This window comes from Proteus sp. G2626 (assembly GCF_009915985.1).
GTDB classification, from domain to species: domain Bacteria; phylum Pseudomonadota; class Gammaproteobacteria; order Enterobacterales; family Enterobacteriaceae; genus Proteus; species Proteus vulgaris.
The window spans coordinates 36,686-60,557 of record NZ_JAABNH010000022.1; the positions used below are offsets into that span (position 1 = coordinate 36,686).

The 23,872-nt window shown below is 38.7% G+C and carries 18 protein-coding genes; 12 read left to right on the forward strand and 6 right to left on the reverse strand.

Translation table 11 applies throughout. The features are described from left to right. The first annotated feature begins 92 nt into the window (after nt 1-92). On the forward strand, nt 93-2,255 hold the full coding sequence (locus tag GWJ05_RS08925; protein ID WP_036934698.1) for an ornithine decarboxylase: 2,163 nt from the start codon (nt 93-95) through the stop codon (nt 2,253-2,255). Nucleotides 2,256-2,343: 88 nt separating this feature from the next. On the opposite strand, the gene ybbP is transcribed toward GWJ05_RS08925, so the two are convergent. Both ybbP and ybbA read right to left on the reverse strand, forming a co-directional pair. Beyond that, nucleotides 2,344-4,785, reverse strand: coding sequence for a putative ABC transporter permease subunit YbbP (ybbP, locus tag GWJ05_RS08930; RefSeq protein ID WP_087803077.1), 2,442 nt, complete (start codon nt 4,783-4,785; stop codon nt 2,344-2,346). Continuing rightward, complete coding sequence (gene ybbA / locus GWJ05_RS08935) at nt 4,782-5,468, reverse strand: putative ABC transporter ATP-binding protein YbbA (protein WP_036934702.1); 687 nt, start codon at nt 5,466-5,468, stop codon at nt 4,782-4,784. Before ybbA ends, ybbP begins: the two co-directional genes overlap by 4 nt. On the opposite strand from ybbA, the gene tesA reads away from it, so the two are divergent. The 5 genes from tesA to GWJ05_RS08960 all read left to right on the forward strand — a co-directional run bounded on the left by tesA (nt 5,439) and on the right by GWJ05_RS08960 (nt 9,303). Then, nucleotides 5,439-6,068 (forward strand): multifunctional acyl-CoA thioesterase I/protease I/lysophospholipase L1, encoded by a 630-nt coding sequence (tesA, locus tag GWJ05_RS08940; protein WP_036934704.1) that lies wholly within the window; start codon nt 5,439-5,441, stop codon nt 6,066-6,068. The two genes, ybbA and tesA, sit on opposite strands and share 30 nt — an antisense overlap. Before the next feature lie 50 nt (nt 6,069-6,118). After that, the gene (locus tag GWJ05_RS08945; protein ID WP_161681366.1) at nt 6,119-6,904 is read left to right on the forward strand and encodes an SDR family oxidoreductase; all 786 of its coding nucleotides are present in this window, start codon (nt 6,119-6,121) and stop codon (nt 6,902-6,904) included. An 84-nt stretch (nt 6,905-6,988) separates the two neighbouring features. Continuing rightward, nucleotides 6,989-7,846, forward strand: coding sequence for a co-chaperone YbbN (locus tag GWJ05_RS08950; protein ID WP_036934709.1), 858 nt, complete (start codon nt 6,989-6,991; stop codon nt 7,844-7,846). 39 nt (nt 7,847-7,885) lie between these two features. After that, nucleotides 7,886-8,812, forward strand: coding sequence for an SPFH domain-containing protein (locus GWJ05_RS08955; protein ID WP_036934711.1), 927 nt, complete (start codon nt 7,886-7,888; stop codon nt 8,810-8,812). Then, nucleotides 8,812-9,303, forward strand: a complete 492-nt coding sequence (locus GWJ05_RS08960; protein ID WP_036938847.1) for an NfeD family protein — start codon at nt 8,812-8,814, stop codon at nt 9,301-9,303. Before GWJ05_RS08955 ends, GWJ05_RS08960 begins: the two co-directional genes overlap by 1 nt. Here GWJ05_RS08960 and cueR read toward each other — a convergent pair. Then, on the reverse strand, nt 9,263-9,667 hold the full coding sequence (gene cueR / locus GWJ05_RS08965; protein ID WP_036934712.1) for a Cu(I)-responsive transcriptional regulator: 405 nt from the start codon (nt 9,665-9,667) through the stop codon (nt 9,263-9,265). The two genes, GWJ05_RS08960 and cueR, sit on opposite strands and share 41 nt — an antisense overlap. A gap of 134 nt (nt 9,668-9,801) precedes the next feature. Here cueR and copA point away from each other — a divergent pair, with 134 nt between their 5' ends. The 4 genes from copA (at nt 9,802) to ybaK (ending at nt 15,905) form a co-directional block, all read left to right on the forward strand. Beyond that, nucleotides 9,802-12,744, forward strand: a complete 2,943-nt coding sequence (gene copA / locus GWJ05_RS08970) for a copper-exporting P-type ATPase CopA (RefSeq protein WP_161681367.1) — start codon at nt 9,802-9,804, stop codon at nt 12,742-12,744. Nucleotides 12,745-13,125: 381 nt separating this feature from the next. Continuing rightward, nucleotides 13,126-14,472 carry a YadA C-terminal domain-containing protein gene (locus GWJ05_RS08975; protein ID WP_052038447.1) on the forward strand — a complete coding sequence of 449 codons (1,347 nt, stop codon included), beginning with the start codon at nt 13,126-13,128 and terminating at the stop codon, nt 14,470-14,472. Nucleotides 14,473-14,581: 109 nt separating this feature from the next. Then, complete coding sequence (locus GWJ05_RS08980) at nt 14,582-15,391, forward strand: TraB/GumN family protein (RefSeq protein ID WP_036934715.1); 810 nt, start codon at nt 14,582-14,584, stop codon at nt 15,389-15,391. Between the two features lie 34 nt (nt 15,392-15,425). Then, the gene (ybaK, locus tag GWJ05_RS08985) at nt 15,426-15,905 is read left to right on the forward strand and encodes a Cys-tRNA(Pro)/Cys-tRNA(Cys) deacylase YbaK (protein ID WP_036934717.1); all 480 of its coding nucleotides are present in this window, start codon (nt 15,426-15,428) and stop codon (nt 15,903-15,905) included. A gap of 120 nt (nt 15,906-16,025) precedes the next feature. Here ybaK and ushA read toward each other — a convergent pair whose 3' ends face one another. Continuing rightward, entirely contained in the window at nt 16,026-17,690 is a 1,665-nt protein-coding gene (ushA, locus tag GWJ05_RS08990) for a bifunctional UDP-sugar hydrolase/5'-nucleotidase UshA (protein ID WP_036934719.1), read from the reverse strand. 261 nt (nt 17,691-17,951) lie between these two features. Between ushA and GWJ05_RS08995 the strand changes: the two genes are divergently transcribed. Both GWJ05_RS08995 and ybaL read left to right on the forward strand, forming a co-directional pair. After that, nucleotides 17,952-19,187 (forward strand): MFS transporter, encoded by a 1,236-nt coding sequence (locus tag GWJ05_RS08995; RefSeq protein WP_161681368.1) that lies wholly within the window; start codon nt 17,952-17,954, stop codon nt 19,185-19,187. 238 nt (nt 19,188-19,425) lie between these two features. After that, a complete protein-coding gene (ybaL, locus tag GWJ05_RS09000; protein WP_036934721.1) occupies nt 19,426-21,186 on the forward strand; it encodes a YbaL family putative K(+) efflux transporter in 1,761 nt (586 codons plus the stop codon). 119 nt (nt 21,187-21,305) lie between these two features. On the opposite strand, the gene GWJ05_RS09005 is transcribed toward ybaL, so the two are convergent. Then, a complete protein-coding gene (locus tag GWJ05_RS09005) occupies nt 21,306-22,616 on the reverse strand; it encodes an inosine/guanosine kinase (RefSeq protein WP_036934723.1) in 1,311 nt (436 codons plus the stop codon). A gap of 103 nt (nt 22,617-22,719) precedes the next feature. Further along, a complete protein-coding gene (gene wzz(fepE), locus GWJ05_RS09010) occupies nt 22,720-23,838 on the reverse strand; it encodes an LPS O-antigen length regulator Wzz(fepE) (protein ID WP_036934725.1) in 1,119 nt (372 codons plus the stop codon). Nucleotides 23,839-23,872 lie beyond the last annotated feature (34 nt).

The following is a 23,872-nucleotide window of genomic DNA, read 5'->3' on the forward strand; positions in this document are numbered from 1 at the left end:
AAAAAACTCCTTTTACTCTTTAATTTATTTCAATCATATTCACAACCAAGTATATTGTTCGCCAATTCTCCTATTGATTAAACACGAGTGTAATGAAAAAAATGAAGTTGGCGTGTCGCCCCTCGCTTTCACACTATTTTTATTGTGAACGTCCGATTGTTGATATTGTTGATGCAAATTTAACGCAAGTGTCAGCAGTAGTATTGTCATTGTCAGATATTGAGTCTGGCGAACTATATCGCATTCATCAAACAGGCTTTCAACTCCCCGTATTTATTGCAGTTAATCTTAATGATACAGTCGGTGCTGAATTACTTAATCAAGTTTCAGGGATTTTGATCACTGATAAAAGCGCGCATCAAAAAAATAGTACGTTGATTAATGAAGCTGCACAGCAATATGAAAAGAGTCTGACAACACCATTTTTTTCACGCTTAGTGAATTATGTTGCCGAAAAGAACGTTGCTTTTGATTGTCCCGGTCATCAAGGCGGAGAGTTTTTCCGTCGTCATCCCGCAGGGGAACAGTTTTATCAATATTTTGGTGAGAATCTATTTCGCTCTGATCTCTGTAATGCTGATGTGGAAATGGGTGATTTACTTATCCACGAGGGTGCACCTTATGATGCTCAAGCATTCGCCGCGCAAGTGTTTAATGCTGATAAAACCTATTTTGTCTTAAATGGAACGTCTTCTTCAAATAAAGTCGCATTAAATGCCTTATTGGCACCAAATGATTTAGTGTTATTTGATAGAAATAACCATAAATCCAATCATCATGGTGCACTAATTCAAGCGGGTGCAACGCCTGTTTATTTAGAAACAGCTCGCAATCCCTTTGGTTTTATCGGTGGTATTGATGCACATTGCTTTGAAGAGAGCTATTTACGCCAACAAATTGCAGAGATTACGCCTGAACGCCAATTCGATAAGCGCCCTTTTCGTTTGGCCGTTATTCAACTAGGCACTTATGATGGTACGATTTACAATGCAAGACAAGTTGTTGATAAAATTGGTCATCTTTGTGATTATATTTTATTTGATTCCGCTTGGGTCGGTTATGAACAGTTTATTCCAATGATGAAACAGTGTTCGCCTTTGTTGCTGACACTCAATGAAAACGATCCTGGTATTCTCGTCACTCAATCTGTTCATAAGCAACTAGCCGGCTTTTCACAAACCTCCCAGATCCATAAAAAAGATGCGCATATCAAAGGGCAATCTCGATATGTTAATCATAAACGTATGAATAATGCCTTTATGATGCATGCATCCACCAGCCCTTTTTACCCTCTTTTTGCGGCTCTTGATGTCAATGCAAAAATGCATTCGGATAAAAGTGGTGAAGCAATGTGGATAAATTGTGTTAAGCAAGGCATCGAGGCTCGTAAATCCTTACTAAGACAGTGCCAGTTTATTAAGCCATTTATTCCTGAAGTTATTGATGGCATTGCTTGGCAAGATCACGACACAGATGAAATCGCTCACGATCAACGCTTTTTCAATTTTATTCCTAATGATAATTGGCACGCTTTTGAAGGTTATGCCACCAATCAATACTTTGTTGATCCTTGCAAATTAATGCTCACAACACCGGGCATTGATCCTCATACAGGAGAATATGAAGCCTTTGGTGTACCCGCTTCTATTTTGGCAAATTATTTGCGGGAACATGGCGTTATCCCTGAAAAAAGTGACTTAAATTCTATTTTATTTTTGCTCACCCCCGCAGAGCATAGTGAAAAATTTGAACGTTTAATTTCATTAATTGTGAGATTTGAACAATTGTTAATTGATGACGCCCCATTAGCACGGGTATTACCTTCGATTTGTCGTCGTTATCAATCTCGTTATCAGGGTTATACATTACGTCAACTCTGTCAGGAAATGCATGATATTTGTGTCAAATACAATATCAAGCTATTACAAAAACAGATGTTTAGGAAAAAACATTTCCCTAAGCGAGTCTTAAGCCCGCAACAGGCTAATATTGAGTTTGTTCGTGGTAACCTTGATTTGTTACCTTTAAATAAATTAGAAGGACGAATTGCCGCAGAAGGAGCATTACCATATCCACCTGGTGTTTTATGTGCTGTACCAGGTGAAATTTGGAGCGGTGCTGTTTTACGTTATTTTCAGGCGCTTGAAGTCACAATTAATCAGCTACCCGGCTTTTCAACTGAACTTCAAGGGGTTTATATTTATGATGAAGATGATGGCAGTAAGCGAATTTATGCTTATGTTATAAAAGAATAATTGCCTTATCTTTTCTCATAAAAAAATGCTGATGTCATCAAACATCAGCATTTTATTTAACTCTATTTATAGATCTTGTTTATTGCAACTACTCACCTTGGATTCGACGATATTGCCCTTTATCTTGCAACAGCCTTACACCTAAAATACTGCCACACAGCGACAATAGAAGTGCAGCAATAATAGGTACAGTAAGCCACATTCCCCATTGAGGATGCCAAGAAAAATTAAATACAAATTTTTGCAATAAACCTAATGCCACCTCAGCACCAATCGCTGCAGCTAATCCGGCCATTAAGCCTAATAATGCAAATTCAGCCCAAAGAGTCCGTCTTAGTAATGATTTACCTGCACCTAATGTGCGATATACCACCAGCTCAATGCGTCGTTGTGTCATCCCTACCTGAATTTGAGCAACTAACAACAACATACCGCAGATCATCACCAATCCAACCATAATCTCCAATGCACGACTAACTTGCTGTAAGATTTGCTGAACTTGCTGAATGAGTGCGCCTGTATCTAACACACTGACAGTTGGAAATTGTCGATTAAGCGCCGTAATTAATGCACCATCACCATTATAATAAAAGCTACTCATCCATTTTTCTGGTTGATTACTTAACCCTTCTTCAGAGAAAATAAAGAAGAAATTAGGGCGCATATTTTCCCAATCAACATGACGAATACTAGTGACAATGGACTTAAATTCACGAGTATCGCCGACAAAAGTTAATTCATCGCCCAGCTTAATCTCAAGTTGTTCAGCAACACCTTGATCGAGAGAAACCCCATTCCCCACAGGAGGCCATGTTCCTTCAACAATCACATTATCTTTTGGCAATTCACTATGCCATGTTAAGTTAAGCTCTCGACGAACGGTGTTATTACCTGCATCACGTTTATCTGCCCACTCTTTGGCATTATTCTCATTAATCTGTGTTAAACGCGCCAATACCACAGGAAATGCATCCGTTGGTTCAACGTTATACTTTGCCAATAAGGTATTAATTTCTTGAACTTGAGGCGCTGACATATTGATTAGAAAATAATTAGGGCTATCTTCTGGTAACTGTTTTTGCCATTTGTCTAGCAAATCACCTTGAATAAGGACTAAAAGTGTTAATAACATAAATGAGAGCGCGAAAGCCGCAAGCTGGGTCATCGTTTGAAATGGTTGTCGTAATAAACGAGTCACCGCTAAACGAGCACTGAGTTGACGGAATTTAAACTGTTTTAATACCCACAATCCAAGCCAACCAATGACCCCAAGTAAAAAGGCGATGACAACAACACCGAATAAAATTGACCACAATAAAACACCCGTTCCAGCAAAAAGCGTTAAAGTACCGACAATAATTAACGCCACAAGTGGTAAATAATAACGTAGTGGCCAGACTGGAGCCGTAGTATCACTTCTTAATACACGAGAAGGCTGAGTTGCCATTAATTGGTAGTAAGGCCTTAATCCTGTGAGTAAGGCAATTAACAATAAAGAGCCCACCGACCAAAACCATGGTAAAAAGCTTGCTTCAGGCAAACGTTTAGGTAAAACCGGGGCTAAAATTTGTAGTAGGACAGCTTCAAAAAGAAGTCCCGTCAATGAACCAACAATAATGGCACCAACGAGAATGACGCCCCATTGTCCTACTATCCATTTTCGCAATGCGCGTTTATCTGCACCTAAGGTTTTTAGTACCGCAATTAAGGTATGACGACTACGACAATAGTGCGCCATGGAAACGGCAACTGCGGATATCGCAAGTAATAATGTTAACAGCGCAGAAAGTAAAAGAAAGTTTTTTGCTCTTTCCATCGATTGTGAAAGTGCACCACTCTCTTGTTTTAAGCTATTCCAACGCTGATCGGGCTTTAATAGGGGATCAAAGCGTTGCTTATAGCTATCAATCGCTGGTTCATCACCCGCTAACATATAGCGATACGTTAGACGGCTACCGGGTTGTACTGCCCCTGTTGATTCAACATCGTCAAGATTAATTAAAATACGAGGCGCTATTTGGAAAGGGTTAAATCCACTGTCAGGCTCTTGAATTAATACACCACTGATTGTAAATGTAGCATCACCTACATCAATATTATCACCAACTTTTATATCCAGTAGTTCCAATAATCTGGCATCAACAAGCGCAGCTCCTTTTTCTGGTTTTAAGCCTGCGGGTTCTGTTTCTAGTTCACCATAAAGAGGATATAAATGATCAGCGGCTTTGACTAAAGCAAGCTGAGGCGTATCCCCTTCTGGCGCATAAGACATCGTCGTAAATTGCATTTGGCGACTGAGGGTTAACCCCTTTTTTTTCGCCTCAGCAAGCCAGTCTTCATCAACGGGATAAGATGCTCGTAACACTAGATCGCCCGCAATTAAATCTCGACTTTGAGCATAAATACTTTTATCAATGCGATCGCCAATACGCCCCAAAGCAAGCACACAAGCAACTGCCAGCGCCAAAGAAAGCCAAACAATTAATAGTGCAGGAGAACGCCATTCACGCCAAAACCAACGCCAAATCATGACTCCTCCTTAAGTTGTCCGTCGACTAATCGTAATCGTCTTTGACAACGAGCTGCCAGCTCATTGTCATGAGTCACTAAAATCAATGTTGTTGAATAATCTCGGTTAAGAGAGAACAACAAGTCAGCAATTTTATCACCTGTTTTACGGTCAAGGTTCCCTGTTGGCTCATCCGCAAACAGAATGGCGGGTTGAGTGCAAAATGCTCTTGCTAATGCAACGCGCTGTTGCTCACCGCCAGAAAGCTGTGCTGGCATATGGTATAAACGTTCACCTAATCCTAACAGCTTAAGTAAATCAACTGCACGCGCATGACTGTGCTTTTCTGACTCACCTTTTAATAATGCGGGCAACTGCACATTTTCGAGTGCATTCAATGTTGGGATCAACATAAATGATTGAAAAACAAACCCAACATGTTGAGCACGCAATTTGGCTCGCTCTTCTTCATTCATTTTTGTGAGATCTTCACCCATCAAATGTACACTGCCAGAGGTGCCATCATCTAATCCAGCAATGATCCCTAACAGGGTCGATTTACCCGATCCTGACTCACCAATTAACGCAATTGTTTGTGCAGGCTCGACAACTAACTCAACACCCTGCAATATAGAGATCTGACTATCACCTTGTCCTACTTGTTTGGTTAACTGATGAACTTCAAGAACCTTTTCCGTCGACATACATTTTTCCTTATCGTTATGATGATGTTTAGCTTTAAGGCAATTGCTGCTGATACCTTTTTGATCTTTGGTGACAGCTTGAGTGCAGGATACCGTCTTCCGATTGAAAGCGCATGGCCACAACGTCTTGCTGATAAATGGAAAACAACCCACCCTGAAATTAATGTTGTTAATGCAAGCATTAGTGGTGAAACTGCCTTTCAGGGACAAAATAGGCTTCCTGATTTATTAAAACAGCATCAACCACGCTGGGTTTTAATTGAATTAGGTGCAAATGATGGTTTACAGGGATACCCTGTTGCACAAACAAAAGAGGCATTACAAAACATCATTACACTAGTGAAAGATGCCGGTGCAACGCCACTTTTTATGCAAATAATGATTTCACCTAATTACGGTAAACGTTATACACAATCGTTTTCAGCGATCTATCCAAAACTCGCTGAAGATAATGCGCTTCCTCTGCTTCCTTTTTATATGGAGCAAATCGCTGATAAGCCTGAGTGGATGCAAAATGACAGCATACACCCCAATGAAGATGCTCAGCCTTTTATTGCTCAATGGATGGATAAAACATTATCCCCTTACTTAACACGTTAGGCTATTCTGACAGTAGTTAACGTAGATTAAACGAGATTAATTGTAAAATTATGCAAAAAACGGTATTGATTACAGGAAGTTCTAGTGGGATCGGGCTTTGTGCAGCTAAAACACTCAAGCAAAGAGGCTATCGAGTCCTTGCTGCTTGCCGTAAAGATGACGACCTTAAACGCATGGAAACACTAGGATTCGAGCCTATTTATCTTGATCTTGATGATACTCAAAGTGTTGAAAAAGCGGCATTAGAGGTTATTCACCTAACAAATGGTCGTTTATATGGGTTATTTAATAATGGTGGATTTGGTGTATACGGCCCGCTAGAGGCCATTAGTCGCCAACAAATGGAAAAACAGTTTTCCACAAACTTTTTTGGTTTGCATCAATTAACAACTTTACTGTTACCGGCTATGTTGCCTCATGGTGAAGGAAGAATAATTCAAACTAGTTCAGTGATGGGGATAATTTCAACGCCAGGCAGAGGTGCTTATGCTGCCAGTAAATATGCCGTAGAGGCGTGGTCCGATGCCTTAAGAATGGAATTAGTGCATACCGGTGTTAAAGTCAGTTTAATTGAGCCGGGCCCGATACGAACTTGCTTTACAGAAAATGTGGCACAAGCGGAAAAAGATAAACCCGTAAAAAATCCGGGGATTGCGAGTCGTTTCACATTAACACCCGAAGATGTAGTGAAAAAGCTTATCCATGCTTTAGAAAGTCCAAAACCTAAGATACGTTATCCGATAACGCTATTAACTTATGCTGTCAAAATATTAAAACGTTTTCTACCTGATGCCTTGATGGATGCAATTTTAGGTCGCCAAAATGGCAAGGCTTGATTTTTCGGGTTTCACCCTTACTTATTAATAAATAAGCTTTATAAATCGCATCTATATTTAAAACTCTAAAAAAGGGACAAGTTAATGTTAGCAACTGCACACATTGTTGATGTAAATGAATCAAATATTCAACAAGTTATAGAACAGTCCATGACTAAGCCAGTCATGATGTATTTCTATTCAGAACATAGCCCGCATTGTGCAGAGCTTGGTGCAACATTGAATAAACTAGCAGCCGAATTTGCCGATCAATTTATTTTGGCAAAATTGGATTGTGATGCAGAACAAATGATTGCGTCACAATTTGGCCTACGCGCAATTCCAACTGTTTATATTTTGCAAGAAGGTCGCCCTGTCGATGGTTTCCAAGGCCCTCAACCTGAAGAAGCAATTCGTCAAGTTTTAGCCAATGTATTACCAAAACCTGAAGAACTAAAAGCGACACAAGCAGCACAACTTCTTTCTGAAGGCAAAGCAGACGAAGCTTTACCTCTGCTAAAAGAGGCTCACCAACTCGCTCCTAAAAATAGTGAAATTACACTTGCGCTAGCAGGTGCTTTAATTTCTTTAAATAAAAATGAAGAAGCTCAAACCTTGTTAATAACTATCCCATTACAAGACCAAGATAGTTACTATCATAGTTTGTTAGCGCAAATTGAATTACAAAAACAGGCTGCTGATACGCCTGAAATTCAACAGTTACAAAATGATTTTGATCAACAGCCTGAAAATACGGATCTTGCCATTCAACTTGCACTAAAATTACATGAAGTTGCCCGTAATGAAGAAGCACTAGAATTGCTATTTAGCTTTATCAAAAAAGATTTGAATGCAGGTGACGGGCAAGTTAAGAAAACCCTGATGGATATTTTATCTGCATTAGGCACTAATGATAATTTGGCGTCTAAATATCGCCGTATGGTGTATTCTTTACTTTATTAGTTTTATTTTCTTATAAAAAAGCAGACTTAGGACAGGTATATGGAAATAGTCATTGGTATTATCATCTTATTCGCTATTATTTTAGTTATAAGCGGTGTTAAAACCGTTCCACAGGGTTATCAGTGGACTGTCGAACGTTTTGGTCGTTACACTCGAACACTCACTCCAGGACTTCAAATTCTTATTCCTTTTGTCGATCGTGTTGGTCGCCGTATTAATATGATGGAACAAGTGCTTGATATTCCATCTCAAGAAGTGATCTCTCGTGATAACGCCAACGTCAGCATCGATGCAGTCTGCTTTATTCAAGTGATCGACCCTGTAAAAGCAGCTTACGAAGTTAATAATCTCGAACTTGCGATTATTAACTTAACACTGACGAATATCCGTACAGTCCTAGGCTCAATGGAACTTGATGAAATCCTTTCTCAACGTGATCAAATCAATAGTCGCCTTTTACTGATTGTGGATGATGCAACAAACCCTTGGGGCATCAAAATTACCCGTATTGAAATTCGTGATGTTCGCCCCCCTAAAGAATTGATTTCTGCAATGAATGCCCAGATGAAAGCAGAACGTACTAAACGTGCTGATATTCTTGAAGCTGAAGGTGTTCGTCAAGCCGCTATCTTAAAGGCTGAAGGTGAGAAACAAGGACAAATTCTAAAAGCAGAAGGTGAGCGTCAATCTGCATTCTTACAAGCAGAAGCCCGTGAGCGTGCTGCAGAAGCTGAAGCCAAAGCGACACAAATGGTATCTGAAGCTATCGCTAAAGGGGATATGCAGGCGATCAATTACTTTGTTGCTCAAAAATATACGGATGCACTCGCACAAATTGGCTCTGCCAACAACAGTAAAGTAGTGATGATGCCACTAGAAGCCAGTAATTTAATGGGCGCAATTGGCGGTATTTCAGAACTATTGAAAACCCAGAAAAATGACTCTGGTAACAAGAGTAATTCATGATGATTGAATGGATAAGTGCTCACCCCGCACTTTTCTGGCTTTGTCTTGGTGGCTTGCTGTTAATTGCAGAAATGCTAGGAACAGCAGGATACCTTTTATGGTCAGGAATGGCAGCGCTGTGCGTTTCTTTGCTCGCATGGATGCTACCTATTAACTGGCCTATTCAAGGTGTGTTATTTGCGATATTAACGGTTATTAGTGCTGTACTTTGGCACCTTTGGCTTAAACGTAGAAAGCAATCAAAAGAAGCTGAGAACTTAAATCAGAAAAGTCATCAGCTGATTGGTGTTCATGCTGTTTTATTATCAGATACAGAAAATGGATTTAGTCGTGTAAAGCTAGCTGATGGCAGTTGGCGTGTTTATTCAGACACGCCATTGCAAGCAGGTGATAAGGTTGAAATTATTGCTATTGATGGCATTACTTTGCACGTTATTCCACTTAAACCGACTACTTCTGATGATGGCAACATCCTGACAAATGATCAATGATCGGGCAATCTGCACCATCATCGCCGGGACATTCACTGGCTAACAAGAGAAGACGTTGACGAATGGCATTAAGCTCGTTAATCGTCTTCTCAATTTCAGCAACCTTTTTTAACGTCGCTTCTTTCACATCAGCGCTATGTCGTGATGGATTTCTTAATAACATTAACAGTGCGCGACACTCTTCTAAGTTAAAACCCACCTCTCTGGCTTGTCGCAATAATGTTAACTCTTCAATATGTTGCGCTTGATAATAGCGATAGCCGTTTTCACCTCGCCCTGGAGGTGTAATCAAGTCTTTTTCTTCATAAAACCGAATAGCTTTCGCTGTTAACCCTGTTTTGTGTGCGATTTCACTAATATTCAAAATTCCCCCTTGACCTTCCCCTTGCGGAAAGGTTTAGCCTTTATCTCTGATAAGAAAAAACCTTTAAAGAAAGCAAGTTACCAGATATTGCGCAATAATAGAGGTAACGCTTTTTATTTCGGAGATAAACTAACATGGCAAAAACTACGCTACTCGCATTACAAGGGCTTTCATGCTCCCACTGTGTTAACAGTGTAAAAAAAGCACTTGATGCTCGCAATGATATAGAACAGTCAAATGTGACTATTCAATACGCTAAAATTGACAGTGATGCAACCGCTGAAAGTTTAATCAAAACGATTGAGGATGCTGGTTATGAAGCTAAAATTGCAACACAACCTGATGTAAAATTAAGTCTAAGTGGACTTAACTGCATGAAGTGTATAGGTAAAACCGAAAAAGCATTATTAGATATTGATGGTGTTGTTGCTGTTAATGTCACTAAAGAAACGGCTGAGATCTTTGGTGATGCCAATGCTGATACTTTGATTTCAGCTATCACCTCAGAAGGTTTTCAAGCAAGTTTAGCGCCGACTGATGAAACCATTTATTTAACTCTTTCTGGTTTAAATTGTGGTCATTGTATCGGTACTGTTAAAAAAGCCCTTGAATCCACGACAGGTGTTGAAAGCGCTGAAGTTGAATTAACTCACGCAAAAGTAATCGGGTCCGCCTCCACAGAATCATTAATAGCTGCTATTAAAGATGCTGGTTTTGAAGCACAACGAGCAGGTACTGATTTCCCAAAAACTGAGCCGCTGACGCAAACGCATGCACAACTGGAAGCATCGTCAGCGGCTATTTGCGACATTCCAGTTGAAAATGCTGACATTGAGAACAGCCCAGAAATAGACACTGACGATGACAGCAGTGTTCAACTTTTAATTGATGGCATGACCTGTGCAAGTTGCGTAAACAAGGTTCACAAAGCATTACAATCTGTTGATGGTGTTGAGAATGTGCGTGTAAACCTTGCTGAACGTAGCGCATTAGTGACAGGTGAAATCGAACATGATGCACTAGTGACTGCCATTGAAAAAGCAGGTTATGGCGCTGAAATTATTCAAGATGATGTAAAACGCAGAGAGCGTCAGCAAGAAGTCGCTGTTGCTAATATGAAACGTTTTCGCTGGCAAGCTGCATTAGCCTTAATTGTTGGTATTCCTGTCATGATTTGGGGAATGATCGGCGACAATATGATGCTCACAGAGGCTAACCATGGCATTTGGTTGAGTATTGGTATTGCAACACTGTTTGTCATGGTTGTTGCTGGTGGCCATTTCTATCGTAGTGCATGGCAGAGTTTAAAAAACCGTAATGCAACAATGGATACCTTAGTTGCATTAGGTACAGGGGCTGCATGGCTCTATTCTATAACAGTAAACTTATGGCCAGAAGTCTTTCCTGTTCAAGCTCGACATCTCTATTATGAAGCCAGTGCAATGATTATTGGTTTAATTAATCTGGGTCATATGCTTGAGCAGCGGGCACGCCAGCGTTCTTCTAAAGCACTAGAGCGTTTATTAGATTTAACGCCACCAACAGCCAGAGTCATCACTGAAAACGGTGAAGTTGAAATGCCATTGGCTGATGTTAAACAAGGAATGACATTACGTTTAGCAACAGGTGATAAAGTACCGGTTGATGGTGAAATTATCCAAGGTGAAGTGTGGATGGATGAAGCCATGTTGACAGGTGAACCCATTCCACAACAAAAAACAGTAGGTGATACTATTCATGCCGGAACCACAGTCCAAGATGGTTCAGTCCTATTTAAAGCAGCTGCTGTGGGAAGTAAAACGACGCTGGCTCGTATCATTAAATTAGTTCGCCAAGCACAAAGCAGCAAACCTGAAATAGGTCAGTTAGCAGATAAAATTTCAAGTATTTTTGTTCCTATTGTCGTTGCTATTGCCTTAATTGCTGGTGCTATTTGGTATTTCTTTGGCCCTTCGCCTCAAATTACGTATGCACTGGTGATTATTACAACGGTGCTCATCATCGCTTGCCCCTGTGCTTTAGGTTTAGCCACGCCGATGTCGATTATTTCAGGTGTTGGTCGTGCAGCTGAATATGGAGTACTTGTTCGTGATGCGGATGCACTACAACAAGCGAGTAAATTAGATACTTTAGTTTTTGATAAAACAGGAACATTGACAGAAGGTATGCCTCAGGTCACTGAAATTCATACTTTCAATCAAGTAGATGAAACACAAGCACTTGCGTTAGCCGCATCACTGGAAAATGGTTCTAATCACCCATTAGCTAAAGCAATTTTAACACGTGCTGAAGGCATTGATTTACCTGAAATAAACAATTTCCGTACACTCGCAGGTATGGGATTAAGGGGAGAGATTAATGGTAAAACAGTGCTTTTAGGCAACCCTAAACTCATGCTTGGATCGGGTATTGATATTAGTGAAATTAATCCACTGATTGATGCACAGGCAACCAAAGGTGTTACGCCCGTTTTATTAGCACAAGATGGCAAAATTGCGGCACTGCTTTCTATACGAGATCCACTTAGAGAAGATACTGTCAGTGCGTTGCAACGTTTACATAATCAAGGTTATCGCCTAGTGATGTTAACAGGAGATAACCCGATTACTGCAAATGCAATTGCAAAAGAAGCCGGTATTGATCAAGTTATTGCAGGCGTAATGCCCGAGGGTAAAGCACAAGCTATTATGGAGCTTCAAGCGGAAGGTCGTCGCGTAGCAATGGTAGGTGATGGCATTAATGATGCCCCCGCATTAGCCAAAGCGGATGTCGGTATTGCGATGGGAGGAGGTAGTGATATCGCGATTGAAACTGCGTCTATCACGTTGATGCGCCATAGCTTACATGGTGTTGCTGATGCCGTTGAAATATCAAAAGGTACGCTACGCAATATGAAACAAAACTTATTCGGCGCTTTTATCTATAACAGTTTAGGTATTCCTATTGCGGCAGGCCTTCTATACCCATTTACAGGCACATTATTAAATCCTGTTGTTGCTGGTGCAGCAATGGCTCTGTCTTCAATCACTGTCGTGAGTAATGCAAACCGCTTATTACGTTTTAAACCTAAGCAATAAAGCCTAACAATATATTAATAAGTATCATACTGAACCCCTTTTTACTTATCTATAAAAGGGGTTTTTATTATCTTAGTTTTCACATTTCTTTGATGATTGGTAATATTATCAAAAGGTTAAAAAAAAGCCGATATTTCTATCGGCCAGTCAAAGAGGAATTTCTCATTATACAAGAGAGTCATTACTCCGCTCTCTTAGTGCTAGAATAGCAATATCTTATAAATATTTCATTAAATTTTATTACTCTTAAAATAAATATAACATTGATATTAAAAGCACTTCAATAATAAGGTTATTAATTTATAGTGAAATAAAAGCTAGAGTTTAAAATATTAGAATTAAAACATTGTTAATATAATTTAATTTTAAAGGGATTTATACATGAGATATAACAAATTATTTATTATTAGTTTTTCTTTGATTTACTCTTCCACTGTTTTTTCCAACACTATAGAAATAAAAAAAAGCACACAAGATACAATTATTCCTGAGTTTCAACCTTCAGTATCTACCCCTCATTTTTTAAAAAAACCGGTAGCAGATAAAATTATCAGCAACAGTTATGTTTGGATAGATAACGATCAGAATTACTCTTATCTACGTATAGATAAACCACTACTTTCAGAGTTAGCTAGTTATTTACAAAATAGAGGGTTAACAAATGAAGCGAATAAAATACAAGATAAACTGATTAAAATACCTAACGGATATATTCAAATTAATGCTTCTGATAAAAAAGTAAGAGATGTAATCACAGATTTCTTCTCTTTTCGTCATAACCCAGATTCAGAATATTCAAATTTTTCAATGAATCGCGACAGCGTTTTAAGTATCATGCAAGGAAATAAAAATATCCTTCTCGAAAGAACACCACAATCAGGAATAAAGCTAGATAAGCTAAGAGAAGATGGCGCAGATCTCCCTGAAGATATAGCTGAATTTAACATTAATACAGATAAATACAAACCAAGAAATTCAACAATCATGGTACTAAGCCAACATATTGAGCGTGAAATAACAAAATTAGAACAAGCCGATGGTATGCTCAACAACTCAATACGCGATCTTAAAGAAAGAACAAACGAAGAATTCAATGATCTTAACCAAAAAACAAATAAAAATAAAAATAGCATTCAAGAAAACAATGAAAAAATAACGAAAAACACGAACGATATTGCAAAGCATGATGAAAAAATAACACAAAATATAAATAGTATCATCACACATGAAGACGCAATTAAAAAAAATAAAGCGGATATTAGTGAGAATAAAAATCATATAACAAAAAATAGAGATAACATTAACTATAATGCATCAATAATAGATGATATAAAAGAAAATATTATAGATAATATTAATATTAATAACGTTAAATTACCTTTAAAAAACCATCTTTCTCATTTATATAATGAACAATCAACAAACAGAAGCCAATTTAATGCGCTTAAAAACAATTTTGAACAATTTAAATCTGACACTCAAAATCGTTTTTATAAAGTAGAAAAACGTGCCAATCAAGGTATTGCTTCTGTTGCAGCAATGAGTAATTTACCTTTTACTGATTCAGCGACATTTAGTACCGCTATTGGTATCGGTAATTATCGTAATGCCACTGCGCTTGCTTGGGGTATGCAATATCGTATTAATGAAAATATTAAAGTAAGAGCTTCTACAGCATGGAATGAATCAAATTGGGTCTCTGCTGGTGGTGTTGGTGTAAGCTGGTAAATAACGTAAAAACTGCGAAAACTAAGTAAAGCTTAGTTTTCGCTGTATCATTCCATATCAAATCCGTTATGCTAAAACTTTGTGATTTTATGCTCAAAGGAGCCTATCAATGACGGGGATTTTTCAAAAAATAAAACATTGGGTAGGAATAAAAAATACGCCCCAATACCCTTATCCTGCTGTTGATATTACGCTACCGAATAATGTCTCTTTACACCTTGTGGGTAGTATTCATATGGGTGTGCCTACTATGTCACCGCTTTCCAATGTGTTTATTAACGAAATAAAGAATGCAAATGCGGTTATTGTTGAAGCAGATATCTCAACAAGCGTTCAACCTTTTGATCAAGCCTCACTTTTTAGAGCGTCACTAGAAACACGCTTAAATAGCTCTCTTTTTTCTCAAATTACACAACACTGTGAAGCTCTCCCTCTTTCTCTTTATCAGATCGAAAATAAACCACTTTGGCAAATTGCCTTAATTTTGCAATCAACCCAAGCAATGCAACTTGGATTACAGCCTCAATATGGTATTGATTATCAAGTTATCCAATATGCTAATAAATACAAAAAAAATATTATTGAACTCGAAGGTATTGAGGATCAGGTCTCATTACTATTGAATTTTCCTGATGATGGTCAGCAATTGCTCGAAGACACACTAAAAAATTGGCACGATAACGCACGTACATTGCAAATCATGATCAATTGGTGGTTAAATTATAATAATAGAGAGAAACAGCCACCTTTACCAAACACCTTTAGCAAAGCGGTATTTGATATTTTAATGGAAAGCCGTAACCAAAAATGGGTCAGTATATTATTAAAATTACCGGCTGGCCGTTATGTAGTGACTGTAGGTGCCCTTCATTTATTTGGTGAAGAGAATTTGGTCGATTTATTAACTCACCAAGCATAAAGATATTGTTCTAACCTTGTAAATAGGAATAATTATGACTCCCGCTGTAAATTTACTGGAAAAAAAGAAAATAAAATTTACCCTTCATCCTTATGAGCATGATGCTAATGTTCATAATTTTGGTGATGAAGCCGTTGAAAAACTAGGTTTGAATAATCGCCAAGTCTTTAAAACTCTTTTAGTTTCTTTAAATAGTGACGCTAAAAATCTAGCTGTTGCAGTCACTCCCGTTTCTGGTCAGTTAGATTTAAAACTTATCGCTAAATGCTTTAAAGCAAAAAAAGCGGATATGGCAGACCCACAAATTGCACAGAAGGTAACAGGTTATTTAGTTGGTGGGATCAGTCCATTAGGTCAAAAAAAACGCCTACCGACCGTGATCGATGAACAGGCTCTTGAATTTGATACGATCTTTGTTTCTGGTGGTAAACGAGGCTTAGATATTGAATTATCAGCGAAAGATTTAAGTGCCGTATTAGGTGCTCAATTTGCACTTATTCGTAAGGAGTCATAATCATAAATGATTTTTTATTTTAAGGTTCATCCTCAAAATAAGAAATTACCGTGATCTTGACCAAAAATAAAAGGCGACATTAATGTCGCCTTTTGTCTATATAAGCATTATTGATAAAACTTATTTTTTGTAAACAATTTCGCCTTTAGGTTCGAAATCAGCAGCTTTCAATGGAGAATGCGATTCGATATAACCTTTTAATACTTCAGCATCAACAAACCCCGTGTTGACATAACCAGGGTGTGTATCAATCTTAGGATATCCATCCCCACCGATACCGTTAAAGTTTAATGTCGCCATACGGTAAGATTGTGTTTTATCTAATGGTTTGCCTGCAATTTTAACATCACTAACTTTACAATCGGCATCGACGGTTAAACTAACATTGTAGAACTGAGCATACGCACCAGAATCGACTTTCATGCATGCAACAGTTGATAGATAAGGTTCTACTTCTTCGCCTTTGAAATCAACATAAACCAATTCGTTAGCAAATGGTTGAACTTTTAAAACATCTTTATAAGTGATATCACCAGATTCAATTGAATCACGAACACCACCGCCACTCATAATTGCGAAATCTGCATTCGCACGTTCAGCTTGAGCTGATAATAATAAACGTGCCATATTGGTTTGAACAAAGCGAACTTTACTACGATCACCTTCTAATTTTCCAACAACCTCACCCACTTTAACATTCAGTTGCTCGCCACCTTTTTCTTGGTAAGGGGTTAACAATTTCATCATCTCTGGATTATGCGGAATTTCTTCTGTGTAGTAGACAAGTTCCGTAGTACCGTCGTCCTTCTTCACTTTTTGATTTAAGTTAATTGGAATAAGTTGATAATGCTTTAATGTGAATTCACCATTACGGAATTCGAAATCTGCACGACCAACATATTTGCCCCATTCATGAGCTTGAACAATCCATGTGCCATTTTGGTTATCAGGTGCACAAGGTGTTCCAGGTACATAATCAGCTTGTTTGTAGTTTTTATTCTCTTGAGACATACAGACTGGATCTTGTGAGTGACCACCCACAATCATATCAAGGTAGCCTTTTGGCAAAGCACGCGCCATTTCTACATCGCCTGGTGCGTTAGAGCCATGATGACCATCATCATAGTGACCCATATGAGTTGCTGCGATAATAATGTCTGGTTTCTCCGTTGTACGTAACTCTTCTACCACTTTTTTAGCTTCATCAGAAGGCTTGCGGAATTCGGTATCAGGGAAGTTCGCGGGGTTACCAATACGAACAGTATCGTCCGTTGTTAGGCCTAATACTGCAATTTTCACACCTTGCTTATCAAAAATAGTGTAAGGCTTAAATAAACGCTCACCAGTACTCTTTTGATAAATATTTGCAGATAAGAATGGGAATGTGGCCCATTTTTCTTGTTGGCGTAATACCTCTAATGGATTATCAAACTCATGGTTACCTAATGCCATGGCATCGTAACCAACAAGATTCATTCCTTTAAAATCAGGTTCTGCATCTTGTAAGTCAGACTCAGGAACCCCTGTATTGATATCACCGCCTGATAACAGCAGAACACTACCGCCTTTTTTAGCCACTTCATCACGAATATTATCAACAACAGTTTTTTGAGCTGCTAAGCCGTATTCACCACGATCGTTATGCCAGAAATGGCCATGATGATCATTAGTATGCAAAATAGTGATTTCGTACGTTTTATCCTTTTCCCATGCCTGAGACAACGCAGGCGCCATAGCCAAAGAAACGGTCAACGCGCATGCCGATAATTTAAAAGATAAGCTCATGGTATATCCCCATGTATATTAATTATTGAGAAGGTTCTGCCATGCATCTACTGTAGAAAAAAAAGACAGAAGTTAAATACTTTTGCTGTATTTTATGACGTAGGTTATATAATTTTTTTATTATTTCATTGTTCCAATAGTTTTTTTGAGACATGAATCAAACTCTATTTCTCACAAAAGCACTCTATTCCAAATAGATGTAAACTAGACCAATAAAAACAGAAACAATTTATTAACAAAATGATGTGACAGGGAATTAAAATGTGTAATACCGACCCGACAATCCCCATAAAAGCGCACGTTTTACAGCGAAAAGCCAATAAACGTAATACCGTTTTCAGCATCTTAACTGCAATAAGCTTCTCACACTTACTCAATGATATGATCCAATCATTGATATTGGCTATTTACCCAATGTTGCAATCTGAGTTTTCCTTGAGCTTTGTGCAAATTGGGATGATCACTTTAACGTATCAAATTACAGCATCTTTATTACAACCTTTTATTGGGCTCTATACTGATAAATATCCTAAGCCTTATTCATTACCTATTGGTATGGGATTCACTCTAACAGGGCTTATTCTTCTCGCCTTTGCAGACACATTCCCTATGTTATTACTGGCAGCTGGATTAGTAGGTACAGGTTCATCTGTTTTCCACCCTGAATCTTCTCGTGTTGCCAGAATGGCGTCAGGAGGAAGACATGGGTTTGCACAATCACTTTTCCAAGTGGGCGGAAATCTCGGCAGTTCATTAGGGCCACTTTTAGCCGCTTTAATTATTGCTCCGTATGGCAAAGGAAATATCGGTTGGTTCTCTCTTGCTGCATTGCTGGCAATCGTCGTGTTATTACAAGTCAGTCGTTGGTATAAAATTCAGCAAGAAGCTCAAAAGAAACAGTTTCATGTGATGCAAGTTAAAGCATTATTGCCTCGCAAGGCTATCTTTGGCTCTCTTGGTATTTTGCTTATTCTGATTTTTTCTAAGTATTTTTATCTTGCGAGTATCAGTAGCTACTATACTTTCTATTTGATCCATAAATTTGGCGTTTCTGTACAAAATGCACAAATTCACCTATTTGTTTTCCTTTTTGCAGTAGCCGCGGGCACGATGATAGGCGGACCTGTTGGCGATAAAATTGGTAGAAAATATGTTATTTGGGGATCTATTCTAGGTGTCGCGCCTTTTACATTGATTTTGCCTTATGCCAGCTTGTATTGGACGGGTATCTTAACCGTATTTATTGGTGTGATTTTGGCTTCAGCATTTTCTGCTATCTTAGTTTATGCTCAGGAGCTCATCCCGGGTAAAACAGGCATGATTTCAGGACTTTTCTTTGGACTTGCTTTTGGGATGGGAGGAATTGGTGCTGCTGTCCTAGGGTATATCGCAGATCAGAAAAGTATTGAATATGTTTATCATATTTGTGCTTATCTACCACTACTTGGTATTTTCACCCTTTTTCTACCCAATATTGGGGTAGAAAAAACCGAATAAGCTGTACATCACCCTGTAATATAAATGAATTGATAACAGGGTATAACAAGCATCAAAGGCGAGAACTGACTAAAATAACATAAAAATGAGCATTTGCATCAAAAAACTCAACCAACTTGCTATTTTTATAAATAATCAATAATTTTTAGCGAATTTATTGCATAAATACGTTAAACTGTCAGCCTGCTATATTACTCGCCCCCCGATACATGTAGTTTTATAAAAAGAAGGAGAATTGATGCCGCATTCAACCCCCCTCATTACCACCATTGTTGGTGGATTAGCACTTGCTTACATTTTAGGCATGATTGCTCAACGGCTAAAAATCTCACCTTTAGTAGGATATCTTGCTGCGGGTGTACTCGCTGGCCCTTTTACCCCCGGTTTTGTCGCTGATACCTCTCTCGCCCCTGAACTCGCTGAAATTGGCGTCATTCTGCTAATGTTTGGCGTAGGTTTACATTTTTCTTTAAAAGATCTTATGGCGGTAAAAGCTATTGCTATTCCTGGTGCTATTGCGCAAATTGCAGTAGCTACATTATTAGGCTTGGGATTATCAGCATTTTTTGGTTGGGGTTTATTTAGTGGTATTGTGTTTGGTTTATGCCTTTCAACCGCAAGTACCGTCGTTCTTTTACGGGCACTTGAAGAAAGAGGGCTTATTGATAGTCAGCGAGGCCAAATTGCGATTGGTTGGTTGATAGTTGAAGACTTAGCCATGGTATTAGCCCTTGTACTCCTCCCTGCTGCAGCCAATATGCTGGAAAGTAGTGACCAAACCAGTATTTCTCAACTGATGATTAATTTAGGTATCACGATTGGTAAAGTCGTTGCCTTTATCTTAATCATGATGATTGTCGGCCGTAAGCTTATTCCTTGGATTTTAGCCAAAACTGCGGCTACTGGCTCTCGCGAACTCTTTACGTTATGTGTATTAGCTCTCGCCTTGGGTATCGCTTATGCCGCTGTAACCTTGTTTGATGCCTCTTTCGCATTAGGTGCATTCTTTGCAGGTATGGTGCTCAATGAATCAGATTTAAGCCATCGAGCGGCTCAAGATACCTTGCCACTACGTGACGCTTTTGCGGTTCTGTTCTTTGTATCTGTTGGCATGTTATTTGATCCAATGGTCTTAATTGAACATCCACTCGGTATCTTAGCTACGCTCGCGATCATTATTATTGGTAAATCTGTAGCCGCACTAGTGCTTGTACGAATGTTTGGGCATTCTCGTCGAACAGCCTTAACGATCGCAGCCAGCCTTGCTCAAATTGGTGAGTTTGCTTTTATTCTTGCTGGTCTTGGTGTTGCACTCAATGTCTTAGAGCCAGATGCGCGTAATCTTGTTTTAGCCGGTGCTTTGGTTTCTATTATGCTCAACCCAGTATTGTTCTCTTTATTAGACCGTTATCTGGCAAAAACAGAAACCAAAGAAGAAATGGAACAACTACAACAAGAAGAGCTTGAAGAAGAGATGCCAGTACCTGTTGATATTTGTGGTCACGCCATTATCGTTGGGTATGGACGCGCAGGCAGTATGCTTTCTGAAAAATTATTAGCTCAATCTATTCCATTGGTTATTATCGAAAATAGCCGTAATAAATTCGCAGAATTAAAAGAGAAAAGCTTAAATACGGTACTGGGTAATGCATCAACAAAAGAATCACTTGCTTTAGCCCGTATTGATTGTGCCAAATCTTTATTACTAACGATCCCTAATGGTTATGAGGCCGCAGATATTGCAGAAACCGCGAGAAGTATGAACCCTGATTTAAATATCATTGTTCGCGCTCATTTCGACGATATTATTGTTCGTGCTAACTACGATGAAGAGGCTTCTTTTATCCTTGAGAAAGGCGCAAATCACGTCATTATCGATGAAGATCAAACAGCAACTGCGATGGCTGATATGTTAGTGAAAGAAGTCGAGTTTGGTTGTGCTATTGATGATACCCCAGAAAATGGTCAGCAAATTATTTCGCCAAGTGCGGCGCAATAAGACAATATATATAACAACTTAAACATATTTATTTTAAGTAAATAAAAAACCTATCAACATTCATTGATAGGTTTTTTTATTTCACACTGATAAAAACAAGACTTAGAAACAATATAAACTTAACGTTCCCAATAGGCTTCTTCTAAGCTATCTTCTTTTTCAGGTAAACCACGAGTCAAACGTGGAGAATGTTGACTGAGCACTTGATAACTCACTCGATTAGCGTATTTGCACACTTGCGCTAAAGAAGAATAAGTTAAATAAGTCCGAGGATGCTTACTCGAATTTGGTACGTTAATCCGGTGATAGCTATTCGCCGTAATATCATGCAACAATGCTGACAATGCAGCATCACCCGCCCCATTTGTATTCATGATTTTCTCAGGCCCCCCCATATAAGGTTCAATATGAGAGTAAACTTTTTCAGGCTCTTCACAATCTTTACGGCGCATTGCACGACTAAACTCATAACGATTAAATTCAGCAATGGCACCTGGTAACAAAGGATGTGTTGTTTGGCGTTTAAAATCATGCTCCGTATAACCGCCCATATAAAGCCCTGCAGGACCCGCAGTGCAAAGCACTAAATCAACCCATTCTAAAGCAACATCAGAAGCCAGCAGAGGATCAGCATGCCCTGTTAACTCAAACGCTTCATCTTCATTCATTGCCACAACAGACACATGCTCTTTGAGAAAATCACGCCACCATTGCGGATCATCAGCAATAACGTATTTTGTACCTAATGTTAGCACTACGGGGACATCATGTTTTTTCGCGTATTCAATCGCTTTCATGGTGGCTAAAGGCATTGGTTCACCAGGTTTACAACGCACTAAATAAGCCGTCAATACAAGTGCTGAAGCTTCTGCAATCACCTCTTCTGGAATACTTTCAGGCTCAAGTTGATTCATTTGACCTGGGCTAATAGCAAAAGTCCGTTCACCATTTTCCGTGATCAACGTAAAACAGCGCCCAATAGCACCATCAACACCTTGAAGGTAATTCAGATCAGTACGGCTAGAGGTGTTGCATAAATAACGATAAGCATAACTACCTATCTGAATATTGTTACACATGGTACCCAATAATACAGAGCGATCATCAGCTAATACAGAATAGTTATGGAGCGTGTTACCGATAGTGCCACCCGCAAATTCGTGAGTGATTAAGTTATTATCGGTTAATTCACGATAAAGCGCTTCTGCGACATCATCTTCAATAACGAGAGAGTGTCCCTGACTCAAGTTATAACGGGTAATAAACGCTTCATCAACTTTCGCCTCGATATCAACCAATGTTTGGTCAATGCCAACGATATAGGCGCGAGAGGATTCGCTCTCCGTCATATTGATAATGGGTTGTAATAAAGGATCTCGTAAACTAACGGGAAAATAGTGTTTGGATTTTCGTTTGCCAGGGAATTTCATTGTGAACGATGCTACAAAGCTAAAAAAGATGCGCAATGTTAACACAATATTATAGGAGAGACAGTAGGTGTACGTCAGTACACCTACTTATTTAGAGATATTTTTATGCGGTTTTACGACGGCTTCTTGCCATATAGCTCAGTAAAACACCCATAACAGAAAGAATGAAGCCAACAAAGGCTGCTCCCACTAGGATCAGAGCTCGCTTAGGTGCATCTTTTTTAGTAGGTTCGTAAGGCTTCAACATATATTTGAAGGGGACAAATTGAAGCTCATCTAATTTCACTTTTTCTAACTGTTTCATGTTATATAAGCGGTTTTTCAGATCAGTGCTGACTGTAGTTGGATCAGTGATAGCTTCGGTGATAGCTAATTTACTACTTAATGCATCAGCCCCCATAGCAATAGAGTAATCAGGATCATCTTTAATTTGTGCGCCTTCGCTTGAAATTGGTTTTTTAACCCCAGCAGCATTAGCAATTTCTAACGCATATTTCAAACGTTGCACATTCACATTACGTGCATTAGCAATACGTTCTAAATCCATTTCATACGCTTTTTGAGCAAAACTTAATTTACGCTCAATTTGGTCATCAATTTCATCTTTCACTTCCATACGTACTTTTGTAGAAATAAAACGAATATAACCAGACAGCAAATCATAAGCCTCTTCAGACGTTGGGGCAGTGAAGCTTAGATTAATTTCACCACTAAACTCTTCTTCACTCTTTTTATCATCTGAAGCTTTTAAATTAATATCTTTCGTTACAATAGATTCAATTAATCGACGTTTATCCAGAGGTGTTGGATTTTCCATTTTAGCAATTAAGCTTTTGTAATAATCTGTACTGACCAAATACTCTTCACGTAATACACGAGAGTTATAGTTATTGATAAACTTTTGATAAACGGAGGAGCCATTAACACCCGTATCAACATCTACAAGGCTTAGCTCTGTCAATGTCGCTCTTAATTGCTTCATTTCATCGAGCATTGGCTTGGTAATTGCAGCTTGACTTGTCCATTTTTGTGGCAAAAAGCTTGCAACAGTAAAGCCAACGATAGCAAATAACAACGTGATACCAATAATGACAAATTTCGATTTATAAATAACAGAAAATAATTCAAAAAGATCGATTTCATCATTCTGTTTTAGATAAAAGTCGTCAAATTGCCCTTTATCAATTTCTGAAGATTGTGGTTTTGAAAGCTTACTATTCATTTTCCTGCCTAAATTTATGTAATGCAGTGTCCGT